Here is a 13,717-nt window from a genome sequence, read left to right as displayed (position 1 = left end):
TTCGTCACTGTGGCGGAACACTGCTAGGGGGGTACATGAGACCCAGAGCGAGATCGATCCTCGCTGTCGGCGCGCTCCTCATAGGTGGAGCGAGTATCGCACCCATCGCCCAGGCACAACCGGGAAGTTCACAGGAAACCGACCCGAGCGAAGTCAAGGTCTTCCGGGCCGAGGTCACCAAGAAGCAGGTACCCCTGCTGCTGGCGGCCGGTCAGGACGGCCACGAACTCAGTGAGCAGGCGCCCGAGAAGGGCACGGCCACCGTCGAGGTCTACCTCACCGACGACCAGGCCGAGAAGCTCGGGAAGCAGGGCGTCGAGCTCACCGAGCACGACCTCTCCGCCAAGGCGGAGGCCCGCACCGAGAAGGCCGCCGAGGGCGTGTACCGCCCGTACAGCGGAAGCGGGGGCCTCAAGGAGGAGATCGTCCGGACCGGACAGGAGAACCCCGGCCTCACCAAGGTCGTCTCCATCGGCAAGACGGTCAACGGCCAGGACATCCTGGCGCTCAAGCTCAGCAAGAACGCGAAGAACACGAAGGACGGTTCCAAGCCTTCCGTCCTCTACATGTCCAACCAGCACGCGCGCGAGTGGATCACGCCGGAGATGACCCGGCGCCTGATGCACCACTACCTGGACAACTACAAGACGGACAAGCGGATCAAGAAGATCGTCGACTCGACCGAGCTGTGGTTCGTCCTCTCGGCCAACCCCGACGGCTACGACTACACCTTCAAGGACTCCGCCAACCGTCTGTGGCGCAAGAACCTGCGGGACAGCAACGCCGACGGCACCATCAGCACCGGCGACGGCGTCGACCTCAACCGCAACTTCACCTACAAGTGGGGCTACGACGACGAGGGTTCGTCCCCCAACCCCACCAGCGAGACCTACCGCGGCACGTCCCCTGCCTCGGAGCCCGAGACCAAGGCGCTGGACTCCTTCCAGAAGCGCATCGGCTTCACCTACGGCATCAACTACCACTCCGCCGCCGAACTCCTCCTCTACGGCGTCGGCTGGCAGGTGGCCACCGACACCCCCGACGACGTGCTGTACAAGGCGCTCGCCGGCACCCCGGACAACTCCGCGATCCCCGGCTACCGCCCGCAGGTCTCCTCGGAGCTGTACACGACCAACGGCGAGGCCGACGGTCACGCCTCGAACGTCAACGGCCTGGCGATGTACACGCCCGAGATGTCGACCTGCCAGACCGCGTCGAACATCGACCCGAACGACCAGTGGAACGCGGCCGACTGCCAGTCGGTGTTCAACTTCCCGGACGACGAGAAGCTGATCCAGGACGAGTTCGCCAAGAACGTGCCGTTCGCGCTCTCGGTCGCCGAAAGCGCCGAGCGTCCCGACCAGCCCGTCTCCTCGCTCGGTCTGAAGGCCGCCGACTTCACCCCGGCGCCGTTCACCACGTCGTACTCCCGCGGCGCGGACCAGGAAATCTCCGTCGTCGCACGCAAGTCCGTGCGTGACAAGGAGCTCAAGTACCGCGTCAACGGCGGCCGTACGCACGACATGGCGCTGAGGTCATGGAAGGGCGGCGAGACGTACGGCGGTGAGGACAACCTCTACTTCGACCAGTACCGCGCCAAGGTCGCCGACGGCGACCAGGGCGACAAGGTCGAGGTGTGGTTCACGGGCGAGACCAGGAGCGGAAAGAAGGTCTCCAGCGCGCACTTCACGTACACCGTGGCCGAACGGCCGCGCGCGGACGTGCTCGTGGTCGCCGAGGAGGGCGCCGGCGCCGCCCACGCGCAGAAGTACGTCGACGCGCTCAAGGCCAACGGCCACCGGGCCATCGTCTGGGACGTCGCCGCACAGGGCGCGCCGGACGCGCTCGGCGTGCTGAGCCACTTCGACACCGTCGTCCACTACACCGGCGCGAACGTCCCCGGCAACGCCACCCAGCTCCAGCTGCGCGCCTACCTCAACGAGGGCGGCAAGCTGATGGAGGCGGGCGAGCAGGCCGGCGGCAACGTCGACCTCGGTGACGGCACCCTGTCGAACGACTTCAGCCAGTACTACCTGGGCGCCTACACCCGTACGTCGCTCCCCGGCGCCACCGGCTTCACCGGCTCCGGTGAACTCGGCGGCTTCGCCGGAACACTCGGCGACGCCACCGGCAACCCGCTGGACAAGGCCGGGAGTTACAGCGTCACCTCGGACCAGCTGGCCGCCGACAAGTACCCGCAGTTCGCCAGCGCGGGCGCGGGCCAGTTCGCCGGAACGATCAACCCGTACGGCCCCTACGCGGGTTCGTGGATGGCGGCCGCCGTGCACACCGACGACGCCTACAAGCGGCTCACCAGGACCGTCGACCTCACCGGGGTGACCGCGGCACAGCAGCCGACCCTGCGCACCCAGTTGCTGTGGGACGTCGAGCCCGGCTACGACAATGTCCTGATCGAGGCCCACACCACCGGGGGCGAGGACTGGACGACGCTTCCCGAGAAGGGCGGCGCCGGCAGCAGCACGGTGCCCGCGGAGTGCGAGGCCGGCTTCTACATGGCCGAACACCCCTGGCTCAAGCACTACCTGACGCAGTCGGCCGCGGGCTGCACCGCGTCCGGCACCAGCGGCCAGTGGAACGCCCTCACCGGCGCCTCCGCGGGCTGGAAGCAGGTGGAGTTCGACCTGAGCGCGTACGCCGGCAAGTCGGTCGAGATCTCGATCAGCTATGTCTCCGACCCGGGCTTCGGCGGTCGCGGCGTCCTCGCCGACCAGGCCGCGCTCGTCGTCGGCGGCACGGCCACCGAGACCGAGGGCTTCGAGACGTCGCTCGGCGCCTGGAGCGTGACCGGACCGCCCGCGGGCAGCCCGGCCGTGCTCAAGGACTGGGCGCGCACCGGAGCGTTGTTCCAGACCTACGGCGCGATCACCACGGACGACACGGTGCTCCTCGGCTTCGGCCTGGAACACGTCACCGCGGCGGCCGATCGTGCGGCGCTCATCGGAAAGGCCCTTTCCTCACTTGAGAACTGACACGCCGAGGTCAACCGTGCACCACGCACGGTGACCGGATCGAGTGATCCGGGCTTTCGGGTGGGGCGGTCCGTACCCCTACTGGCGGGTACGGACCGCCCTGCCGCGTATGAGGCATGTGGATGTCACCACGGCGGCCACAGAGAGGTAGGGTCGTAGGCGGTCGGGGACATCCCAAATAGAGCTCGCCGGCACCGCATGGCCGGCGTACCAACGAGGAGATCGGTTCGTGACGATCCGCGTAGGCATCAACGGCTTCGGTCGTATCGGTCGCAACTACTTCCGCGCGCTGCTGGAGCAGGGCGCTGACATCGAGATCGTGGCTGTCAACGACCTGGGTGACACTGCGACCACGGCTCACCTGCTGAAGTACGACACCATCCTGGGCCGCCTCAAGGCCGAGGTGACGCACACCGCCGACACGATCACGGTCGACGGTCACACCATCAAGGTCCTGTCCGAGCGCAACCCCGCCGACATCCCGTGGGGTGAGCTGGGCGTCGACATCGTCATCGAGTCGACGGGCATCTTCACGAAGAAGGCCGACGCCGCGAAGCACCTTGCCGGCGGCGCCAAGAAGGTCCTCATCTCGGCTCCGGCCAAGGACGAGGACATCACCATCGTGATGGGCGTCAACCAGGACAAGTACGACCCGGCGAACCACCACGTCATCTCGAACGCCTCCTGCACCACCAACTGTGTGGCGCCGATGGCCAAGGTCCTCGACGAGAACTTCGGCATCGTCAAGGGCCTGATGACGACGGTCCACGCGTACACCAACGACCAGCGCATCCTGGACTTCCCGCACTCGGACCTGCGTCGCGCCCGCGCCGCCGCCGAGAACATCATCCCGACCACCACCGGCGCCGCCAAGGCGACCGCCCTGGTCCTCCCGCAGCTCAAGGGCAAGCTGGACGGCATCGCCATGCGCGTCCCGGTCCCGACCGGTTCGGCCACCGACCTGGTCGTGCAGCTCCAGCGTGAGGTCACCAAGGACGAGGTCAACGCCGCGTTCAAGAAGGCCTCCGAGGACGGCGACCTGGCGGGCTACCTGTCGTACACCGAGGACCCGATCGTCTCCTCGGACATCGTCAGCGACCCGGCCTCCTGCACCTTCGACTCCTCCCTGACCATGGTCCAGGAGGGCAATTCGGTGAAGATCCTCGGCTGGTACGACAACGAGTGGGGCTACTCCAACCGTCTCGTCGACCTCACGGTCTTCGTCGGCAACCAGCTCTGATATCCAGAGCAGGCACATTGATGTGAGTGCAGGGCTCGGGCGGCGCAGGGACGCGTCGCCCGAGCCCTGACTCACGTGCAGATCAGACCTGTTGGATCACGAGCGTTTCCGAGCGAACACGAGCCCTTCTCAGGAGTCCCCTTCATGAAGACGATCGACGAACTCCTCGCCGAAGGAGTCGCGGGCCGGCGGGTCTTCGTCCGCGCCGACCTGAACGTGCCGCTGGACGGCACCGCCATCACCGACGACGGCCGTATCCGCGCCGTGCTGCCCACCGTCAAGGCGCTGGCCGAGGCGGGCGCGCGGGTCGTCGTCGCCTCGCACCTGGGCCGCCCCAAGGGCGCCCCGGACCCCGCCTTCTCCCTGGCCCCGGCCGCCGCGCGGCTCGGTGAACTCCTCGGCGCGGATGTGGCCTTCGCGACCGACACGGTCGGCGAGTCCGCCCGTGCCGTCGTCGCCGGCCTCGCCGACGGCCAGGTCGCCGTCGTCGAGAACCTCCGCTTCAACGCCGGGGAGACCAGCAAGGACGACGCCGAGCGCGCCGCCTTCGCCGACCAGCTCGCCGCCCTCGCCGACGTCTACGTCGGTGACGGCTTCGGCGCGGTGCACCGTAAGCACGCCTCGGTGTACGACCTCCCGGCCAAGCTGCCGCACTACGCCGGCCACCTCATCGCGAACGAGGTCGCCGTGCTCAGGAAGCTCACCGATGAAGTCAAGCGGCCGTACGTCGTCGCGCTCGGCGGCGCCAAGGTGTCCGACAAGCTCGCCGTCATCGACCAGCTGCTCGCCAAGGCCGACCGGCTGCTCATCGGCGGCGGCATGGCGTACACCTTCCTCAAGGCCCAGGGCCACGAGGTCGGCATCTCCCTCCTTCAGGAGGACCAGATCCCGGCCGTCACCGAGTACATGGAGCGCGCCCGGAAGAACGGCGTCGAGCTCGTCCTGCCGGTCGACGTCCTGATCTCCACCGAGTTCCCGGACCTGAAGACCAAGGCCCCGGCCAACCCCACGACCGTCGCCGCGGACGCCATCCCCGCCGACCAGGAGGGTCTGGACATCGGTCCTGAGACCCGCAAGCTGTACGCCTCGAAGCTCGCCGACGCCGGCACCGTCTTCTGGAACGGCCCCATGGGCGTCTTCGAGCACCCCGACTACGCCGAGGGCACCAAGGCGGTCGCCCAGGCCCTCGTCGACACCCCGGGCTTCACCGTGGTCGGCGGCGGCGACTCCGCCGCGGCCGTCCGCACCCTGGGCTTCGACGAGTCGGCATTCGGCCACATCTCGACCGGTGGCGGCGCCTCCCTCGAATACCTCGAGGGCAAGACGCTCCCCGGCCTCGCCGCACTGGAGGACTGACCTCAATGAGCACGCGCACGCCGCTGATGGCGGGCAACTGGAAGATGAACCTCAACCACCTCGAGGCCATCGCGCACGTCCAGAAGCTCGCCTTCGCCCTGGCCGACAAGGACTACGACGCAGTCGAGGTCGCCGTCCTGCCGCCCTTCACCGACCTGCGCTCCGTGCAGACCCTGGTCGACGGCGACAAGCTGAAGATCAAGTACGGCGCCCAGGACATCTCGGCGCACGACTCCGGTGCCTACACCGGCGAGATCTCCGGTCCGATGCTGGCCAAGCTGAAGTGCACGTTCGTGGCGATCGGCCACTCCGAGCGCCGCCAGTACCACGCGGAGACCGACGAGATCGTCAACGCCAAGGTCAAGGCCGCCTACAAGCACGGCCTGACCCCGATCATGTGCGTCGGCGAGGAGCTGGAGGTCCGCGAGGCGGGCAACCACGTCTCCCACACCCTCGCCCAGGTCGAGGGCGGTCTCAAGGACCTCCCGGCCGAGCAGGCCGAGACGATCGTGATCGCCTACGAGCCCGTCTGGGCCATCGGCACCGGCAAGGTCTGCGGCGCCGAGGACGCCCAGGAGGTCTGCGCCGCCATCCGCGGCAAGATCGCCGAGCTGTACACGCAGGACCTGGCCGACCAGGTCCGCATCCAGTACGGCGGCTCCGTGAAGTCGGGCAATGTCGCCGAGATCATGGCGCAGGCCGACATCGACGGTGCCCTGGTCGGAGGCGCCTCGCTGGACGCCGACGAGTTCGTCAAGATCGTGCGCTTCCGCGACCAGTAAGTATGCGGTAGCGGCGATCCGTCGTACCCTTGCGGGGGCACAGCCTCGAGGCTGTGCCCCTGTCGTCCATCCAGATCCGAGGAAGTTGGTCCAGCCGTGGTTATGGGGTTCTCGATCGCCCTGATCGTCTTCAGCGGGCTGATGATGCTGCTGGTGCTGATGCACAAGGGCAAGGGCGGCGGCCTCTCCGACATGTTCGGTGGCGGCATGCAGTCGTCCGTCGGCGGCTCCTCGGTCGCCGAGCGCAACCTCGACCGGATCACCATCGTGGTCGGTCTGCTCTGGTTCGCGTGCATTGTCGTACTCGGCATTCTTATGAAGGTCAGCAACTGACCGGCACGCACAATCCACACGTAAGGCCCCATGTTCGGTACGCGCAGCTGAGCGCGGCCTATCATGGGGCTTGCGTCTTGGTGTAGGGGCTATGTAACTCCAATCACTGGACGCGCGTTGGGCCTTACGTAGACTGAGGCGCTCGCAGCGAAGCGAAACGCCGACTCGCTTTGCGGCACCATCACGCAGGGAGTTACGACCGTGGCAAGTGGCAACGCGATCCGAGGAAGCCGGGTCGGGGCGGGGCCGATGGGCGAGGCCGAGCGGGGCGAGTCCGCGCCCCGGCTGCGCATCTCCTTCTGGTGCTCCAACGGGCATGAGACGCAGCCCAGCTTCGCCAGCGACGCGCAGGTTCCCGACACCTGGGACTGCCCGCGCTGCGGCTTTCCCGCCGGACAGGACCGGGACAACCCGCCGGACCCGCCGCGCACCGAGCCCTACAAGACGCACCTCGCGTATGTACGGGAACGGCGCAGCGACGCGGACGGCGAGGCGATCCTCGCCGAGGCGCTCGCCAAACTGCGCGGCGAGATCTAGGAGTTGAGGCCGGCCGGGTACCCGTGGGTGCCTGGCCGGACCTGTCGGAACCACCGCGGCCCCCCGCTCCGGGGCCGATTGTCAGTGGCGCCCTCTACGGTTTGTGTATCGATCTTTCGGATCGACCGGACCGGGAGGGGGAGCCGTGGCGACGGCGGGGACGGCAGGCGCGAGTGCGCCCGCGTGGCGCGGTGGATTCGGACGGCTGTGGACCGCCGCGGTGGTCTCGCGGTTCGGTGACGCGCTGCGTACGACCGCGCTGCCCCTGCTCGCCGTGCAGCTCACGGACGATCCCCTGGTCATCGCCTCGGTCACGGCCTGCGGCTATGTCCCCTGGCTGCTCTTCGGGCTGCTCGGCGGAGCCGTGGCGGACCGGGTGGATCAACGGCGCGCGATGTGGGCGGTCGATCTTCTGCGAGGACTCCTCGTCGCCGGATTCGCCCTGGCTGTGGGACTGGGACACGCCTCGATCCTGTTGCTGCTGGTGCTCACCTTCTCGCTGACGACACTCCAGACCCTGTTCGACAACGCCTCCACGGCCCTGCTCCCGTCCCTGGTGGACCGCGCGGCCCTGGGCAGCGCCAACGCCCGGCTGATGACCGGGCAGCAACTGGCGGGCGGCCTGATCGCGGGCCCGTTCGTGCCGCTGCTGCTGACGGCCGGCGCCGCGATGCCCTTCGTGGCCGACGCGGGCACCTATCTGCTGGCCGCCGCCCTGGTGGCATCCCTGCGCATACGGCCGCCCGAGCACGGACCTCGCCCGGCCGGCGGCACACTGCGGGCCGAGATCGGCGACGGACTGCGCACACTGTGGCGGGACCGGGCGCTGCGGGCGACCTGTGTGGCCACCCTCCTGTGCAACATCGGGATGGGTGCCCTGATCGCCACCCTGGTACTGCACGTGACGGGCTGGCTGCACGGCGGCCACGCGGCCTACGCGGCGGCGATGACCGGTTACGCGGTCGGCGGGCTCGCGGGCGGCTTCCTGGCCCAGCGGATCGCGCGCAGGACCGGGCGGGTGCGGGCGCTGCTGCTGGCCGGGACCGTGCAGACGTCGGCGCTGCTGCTCACGGGGACCGTCCGGCATCTCGCGGCCCTCCTGGCGGGCATGGTGCTGCTCGGCGCCATGGGCATGGTGTGGAACGTCAACCAGGTCACGCTGATGCAGCAGCGCAGCCCCGAGTCCATGGTGGGCCGTATCGCCTCGGCCTTCCGCACGGCCTCGACGTCCGGCGCCCCGGTCGGTGCGCTGCTCGGCGGCGCCGTGGCGGGGGCGTGGGGGCTGAACGGACCTGCCCTGCTGGCCGCCGCACTCTTCGCCTTCGCCGTCATCTCGTTGATACCGGCGCGCAAGCCCCACGTACCTGTTGTTGCGCCGGACGACGACGCCACGACCGCTCACGTCCCGCGCTGATCAACTAGGTTGGAACAGCTGGGACAGGCACGAAAGAAGGCTGAAGTCGGACATGAACGCAGACGGCCGTACCAGGCTCAACCAGACCCCCGAGTGGACCGCGCTGGCCAAGCACCGCGAGGAGCTGGGCGACGTGCAGCTGCGGGAGCTGTTCGGCGCCGACGCGGGCCGCGGCGCGGGGTACACGATGCAGGTCGGGGACCTGCACATCGACTACTCCAAGCACCTGGTCACCGACGAGACGCTGCGGCTGCTGCGCGAGCTGGCCGCCGCGACGGACGTCTTCGGGCTGCGGGACGCCATGTTCCGCGGCGAGAAGATCAACACCACCGAGGACCGCGCCGTGCTGCACACCGCGCTGCGCGCGCCGCGCGAGGCCGTGGTCGAGGTCGACGGGGAGAACGTCGTCCCGGGTGTGCACGCCGTCCTCGACAAGATGGCCGGCTTCGCCGAGCGGGTCCGCTCCGGCGCCTGGACCGGCCACACCGGCAAGCGGATCAAGAACGTCGTCAACATCGGCATCGGCGGCTCCGACCTCGGCCCCGCGATGGCCTACGAGGTGCTGCGCGGCTTCACCGACCGCGACCTCACCGTCCGCTTCGTGTCGAACGTCGACGGCGCCGACCTGCACGAGGCCACCCGCGACCTGGACGCCGCCGAGACGCTGTTCATCATCGCGTCCAAGACGTTCACCACGATCGAGACGATCACCAACGCCACGTCCGCGCGCAACTGGCTGCTGGGCGAGCTGAAGGCCGGGCCGGAGGCCGTCGCCAAGCACTTCGTCGCGCTGTCGACGAACGGCGAGAAGGTGGCCGACTTCGGGATCGACACGGCCAACATGTTCGAGTTCTGGGACTGGGTGGGCGGGCGCTACTCCTTTGACTCGGCGATCGGCCTGTCGCTGATGATCGCCATCGGGCCGGACCGCTTCCGGGAGCTGCTCGACGGTTTCCGGCTCGTCGACGAGCACTTCCGCACCGCGCCCGCCGAGGCCAATGTGCCGCTCCTGCTCGGCCTGTTGGGCATCTGGTACGGCAACTTCCACGACGCCCAGGCGCACGCGGTGCTGCCGTACAGCCATTACCTGTCGAAGTTCACGGCGTATCTCCAGCAGCTGGACATGGAGTCCAACGGCAAGTACGTCGGCCGGGACGGGCGGGAGGTCGACTGGCAGACCGGGCCCATCGTGTGGGGCACGCCGGGCACCAACGGGCAGCACGCGTACTACCAGCTGATCCACCAGGGCACCAAGCTGATCCCGGCGGACTTCATCGGCTTCGCCGAGCCGGTCGCCGAGATGAGCGACGAACTCAAGGCGCAGCACGACCTGTTGATGGCGAACTTCTTCGCGCAGACGCAGGCGCTGGCGTTCGGCAAGACGCCGGAGGAGGTGCGCGCGGAGGGGGTGGCGGAGGAGCTGGTGGCCCACAAGACGTTTCTGGGCAACCACCCGACGACCACGATCCTCGCGCGCGAGCTGACCCCGTCGGTGCTCGGTCAGCTGATCGCACTGTATGAGCACAAGGTGTTCGTTCAGGGCGCGGTGTGGAACATCGACTCCTTCGACCAGTGGGGCGTCGAGCTCGGCAAGGTCCTCGCCAAGCGGGTCGAGCCCGCACTGACCGAGGGCGCCCAGGTGCCGGGTCTCGACGCGTCGACGAAGGCGCTCGTCGCCAAGTACCGGGAGCTGCGCGGGCGGCAGTGACCGCTGATGCGGAAAGCGGGCGGCGCGCTGCCGTCCGCTTCCCGTAGACTCCCTCGGTGATCATGACAACGATCACTCGGGGGAGTGCAAGTTGACTTATCCACAGGGAAGTTGGACCGGCGGCACGCTGACCGCGCGGTCGTTCCTGAAGCCTCATCATGTGGCCCGGGCGGTGTTCCACCCGACCTGGATCCCGGAGTCACTGGATCCGTCGGTGGACGCGCTCAAGCGGGTGCGGGTCATCGCGGGCGCGGTCGCGGCGTTCGGCGTCTACACCTTCGTCGAGGGCGGCTTCGCCTTCGACGAGATGCTGGACAACGCGGCCACCGCCTGTCTGGTCCTGCTGTTCATCACGCCGCTCACGGTCGGCGTGATGCTCCATCTCTGGCGGCGTTCCGGCGCCGGTACTGTGGGGCAGCTGCGGGACCCGCTCGTCAGGTCGCTGAAGCTGCTGCTGCTGTTCGTCGGCTCGGCGCTCGGTACGGTGCTGATCTTCCAGGTGGGCGGCGCCCTCGGGACCCTCGGCGGCCTGCTGTTCAGCTTCGTAGGGCTCTGGATGGCCTTCTTCGTGATCGCCGGTGCCTACCGGATCTCGGGGAACTTCTTCGGCACCGCAGTCGTGCACCGCTGTCTGCCGCCTCTGCTCGCCACGGTGACGTCATGGCTGATGGCCATCCCCGATCTCATCACGGGTGATCTGCACGGCCTCGGCCTCGCCATGGGCTTCGTCTTCATCCTGGCCGCCCCCTTGACGGTCACGGCCATCTCCCTGCTGGAGATGGGCCGCCTCAAGAGCCGGTACGGCATCCGGCTGGCGGACCACCCGGCCACCCTGTCGCCGAGGCCCGGCCCCCTGCCCGGTCCGGCACCGACCCCGCCGCCACCGTCGTACGCACCGAACGGCTTCGTACCGCCGCAGGGCAACCCCTACGCACCGGGCCCACAGAACCCGTACGCCCCGCCGCGGCCACCCCACACCCCGCCGCCCCCGTACCACCCGCAGCAGCCCTACGGCCCCGGCCCCTACGGCGGCTGACCTCGCCGAATCCGTCGGGGCCCGGCCCCGGCGTCGGTCAGGCGACCGCGCTCAGCGTGTCCGCGAGGCGGCGCCGGGCCGCGCGGGACGCGGGTACGGCGGCGAGGGCGGCCGCGCCCGCGACCGCTGCCGTACCGAAGAGCAGCAGGAGTGCGGGGGAGGGGCCCTGGGCGATCCCGGAGCCGATGCCGCTCGATCTGCCCTGGGAGTCGATCAGCCAGTGGCCGAGGGGCAGGCCCACGGCCGTACCGACGACGACCGCGGCCAGGGCGGTGCATGCGGTGGAGGTGACGGTGATCGCCGTGATCTGGCGGGGGGACAGGCCGATGGCCTTGAGGGCCAGCAGGTCGCGTTCGCCCTCGCGGACCGTGCCGCCGATCGCGGTCAGCAGTTCGATGAGCCCGATCAGGGCCAGGACGGCGATGAGGCCCACGACCACCCCGCGCAGGGGCGAGAGCCCGTCGGCGGGGTTCGGCACGGCGTGGACGTCGAGGCGTCCCTGCCCGGCGTCGGCCAGCCGGTCGGCCACCTGATTCGGGTCCGCGCCGGGGCGCAGCCGCAGTTCGTAGAGGGTGGGGCCGAGGCCGGGGTCGTTCTCGCGGAGGGTGTCCAGTGAGGTGGAGATGACCCGGCCGGCGTTCTCCGGCTCGATGCTTCGGCCCACGATGTGCAGGATCTGCGGCTGGTCGCCGACGGTCATGCGTACCCAGTCGCCGACCTTCACGTCCAGCAGCTCCAGCAGTCCCTGCCCGGCCACCGCCTCGTCGCGGCCCAGCGCGGCACGGCCCTCGGCCAGGGCGTACGGGTATGGGTCCGCATGGGTGCCGAGGCCCCGCAGGGCGATCGTGGCCGTCTGGCCGGGGACCAGGGCGGCCACCTCGACGCCCGGGTAGGCGGCGGCGACCTGCGCGTCGCGTTCCAGCAGCGTGTGGGCTTCGCCGCCGGCAAGATCGGAGGCGTGGACGGTGAGGGCGGTCGGCAGGCCGACCTGTTCGGGCCTGCTGTCGAAGCGGTCGATGGTGGACCACGCGCTCATCGCGACCACGATCAGCAGCAGCGGCAGCGCGAGCCGGGCGACCGTGGCCAGTGACCGCGGGCGGCGGGTGAACGCCCGGTGCCAGCCCAGGACGAGCGCGGGCGGCAGCCGCAGCCCGAGCGCCCCACGGGCCACACCCGAGAGCCGGCCGCCGAGCGGAGCGGCCCGCCGGGGCACGGGCACCGGAGGCACCCGTCCCGCCCGCCAGGCCGCGAGCCCCGTGGTGGCGCCGATGAACAGCACCGCCCCCACCGGCACCGCGAACAGCGCCAGGGTGTGCCCCGGCAGCCCGTGCCAGACCCCGACCGCGTCTCCCAGCCGCCCCGGGATCTGGCTGCCCAGCGCCTGGATGAGGGCCGCGGCGGCCACCGCGCCCAGAAGTGCGTAGGCGAGGTGCTGGAGCAGGAAGACGCGCACCACCTGACCCGGCGTGAAGCCGATCGCCTTCAGGACCGAGATGTCCCGCAGATGGCCGCGGATCCGGGTGCCGATGGCCCCGTGCACGGCCAGCCCGGCGGCCACCAGAGCGCCCAGCCCGAACAGCCCCAGCACCTGCCCGAGCAGCCGGTTGTCGCCCTGCGCCTCGGCGCGGGCCTGCTGCCACGTGGAGACCTCGCCGATCGCACCGGCGCCGAGCACGGTGACGGCGCGCTGGACGGCGTAGTCCGTGTCGTCGGGGTCCGTCAGGCGCAGCCCGATCGCTCGGCCGCCCGGATCACGCACGGCGGACGGCGGCGCCCAGACGAGCCCCGCCTGTTCGCCGGCCCGGTAGCGCGGCTCGGCGCTGTCGGCGATGCCGAGCACGGTGAGGGTCCGGTCGGTGCCGGGCAGGGAGAGGGTGTCGCCGGGGGCGGCAAGGAGGGCGCGGGCCAGGCGGCTCTCCAGGACCACGCCCTCGGGGTTCGCGGGATCCAGCCAGTGGCCGGAGGTCAGCAGCGGGCGGCCGACGGCGGGTCGCTCGGGGGTGCCGCGCAGTTCCACGGAGGCGCGGGTGCCCCGGGAGGCGAGGGTGGTGGACTCGTTGGGGTAGGGGCCCGCGACGGATTCGACGCCGTCGAGCTCGGCCAGCTTCCCGGTGTCGGCCGAGGTGCCGGTGTGCAGCCAGACATGGGCGCCGTGCGCCTGTGTGAAGACGCGCTGCCAGGGGTTGGTGGCATAGCCGAACAGGGCCGTGGCCAGCAGCAGCGAGACCACGATGCCGGCCGTGGCCAGCACGATGAACAGGGCTTCGCCGCGGTGCGTGCGCAGATCCGAGTGCGCCCAGCGCAGGGTGGCTCGCACGGGC

10 protein-coding genes are annotated in these 13,717 nt (G+C 69.9%); 9 read left to right on the top strand and 1 reads right to left on the bottom strand.

The genetic code is table 11. The annotated features are described in order from the left end of the window. Nucleotides 1-35: 35 nt before the first annotated feature. The 9 genes from ACFQ6S_RS30120 (at nt 36) to ACFQ6S_RS30080 (ending at nt 11,396) form a co-directional block, all read left to right on the top strand. Entirely contained in the window at nt 36-2,990 is a 2,955-nt protein-coding gene (locus ACFQ6S_RS30120) for a M14 family zinc carboxypeptidase (RefSeq protein ID WP_383416497.1), read from the top strand. Nucleotides 2,991-3,219: 229 nt separating this feature from the next. Then, nucleotides 3,220-4,230, top strand: coding sequence for a type I glyceraldehyde-3-phosphate dehydrogenase (gene gap / locus ACFQ6S_RS30115; RefSeq protein ID WP_383416494.1), 1,011 nt, complete (start codon nt 3,220-3,222; stop codon nt 4,228-4,230). Between the two features lie 144 nt (nt 4,231-4,374). After that, nucleotides 4,375-5,586 (top strand): phosphoglycerate kinase, encoded by a 1,212-nt coding sequence (locus tag ACFQ6S_RS30110; protein WP_383416491.1) that lies wholly within the window; start codon nt 4,375-4,377, stop codon nt 5,584-5,586. 5 nt (nt 5,587-5,591) lie between these two features. Then, entirely contained in the window at nt 5,592-6,368 is a 777-nt protein-coding gene (gene tpiA / locus ACFQ6S_RS30105; protein ID WP_383416488.1) for a triose-phosphate isomerase, read from the top strand. Nucleotides 6,369-6,470: 102 nt separating this feature from the next. After that, a complete protein-coding gene (secG, locus tag ACFQ6S_RS30100) occupies nt 6,471-6,701 on the top strand; it encodes a preprotein translocase subunit SecG (protein ID WP_383416485.1) in 231 nt (76 codons plus the stop codon). Nucleotides 6,702-6,902: 201 nt separating this feature from the next. Next, a complete protein-coding gene (locus tag ACFQ6S_RS30095; protein WP_003957010.1) occupies nt 6,903-7,238 on the top strand; it encodes an RNA polymerase-binding protein RbpA in 336 nt (111 codons plus the stop codon). A 220-nt stretch (nt 7,239-7,458) separates the two neighbouring features. Further along, the gene (locus ACFQ6S_RS30090; protein WP_383417238.1) at nt 7,459-8,652 is read left to right on the top strand and encodes an MFS transporter; all 1,194 of its coding nucleotides are present in this window, start codon (nt 7,459-7,461) and stop codon (nt 8,650-8,652) included. 52 nt (nt 8,653-8,704) lie between these two features. After that, nucleotides 8,705-10,360 (top strand): glucose-6-phosphate isomerase, encoded by a 1,656-nt coding sequence (pgi, locus tag ACFQ6S_RS30085; RefSeq protein ID WP_383416483.1) that lies wholly within the window; start codon nt 8,705-8,707, stop codon nt 10,358-10,360. A 91-nt stretch (nt 10,361-10,451) separates the two neighbouring features. After that, complete coding sequence (locus ACFQ6S_RS30080; protein WP_383416480.1) at nt 10,452-11,396, top strand: hypothetical protein; 945 nt, start codon at nt 10,452-10,454, stop codon at nt 11,394-11,396. Nucleotides 11,397-11,433: 37 nt separating this feature from the next. On the opposite strand, the gene ACFQ6S_RS30075 is transcribed toward ACFQ6S_RS30080, so the two are convergent. Continuing rightward, entirely contained in the window at nt 11,434-13,713 is a 2,280-nt protein-coding gene (locus ACFQ6S_RS30075) for an ABC transporter permease (RefSeq protein WP_383416479.1), read from the bottom strand. Nucleotides 13,714-13,717: the final 4 nt, after the last annotated feature.

This window comes from Streptomyces sp. NPDC056479 (assembly GCF_042795335.1).
Lineage (GTDB): Bacteria > Actinomycetota > Actinomycetes > Streptomycetales > Streptomycetaceae > Streptomyces.
This window is presented reverse-complemented; position numbering and strand designations above follow the sequence as displayed.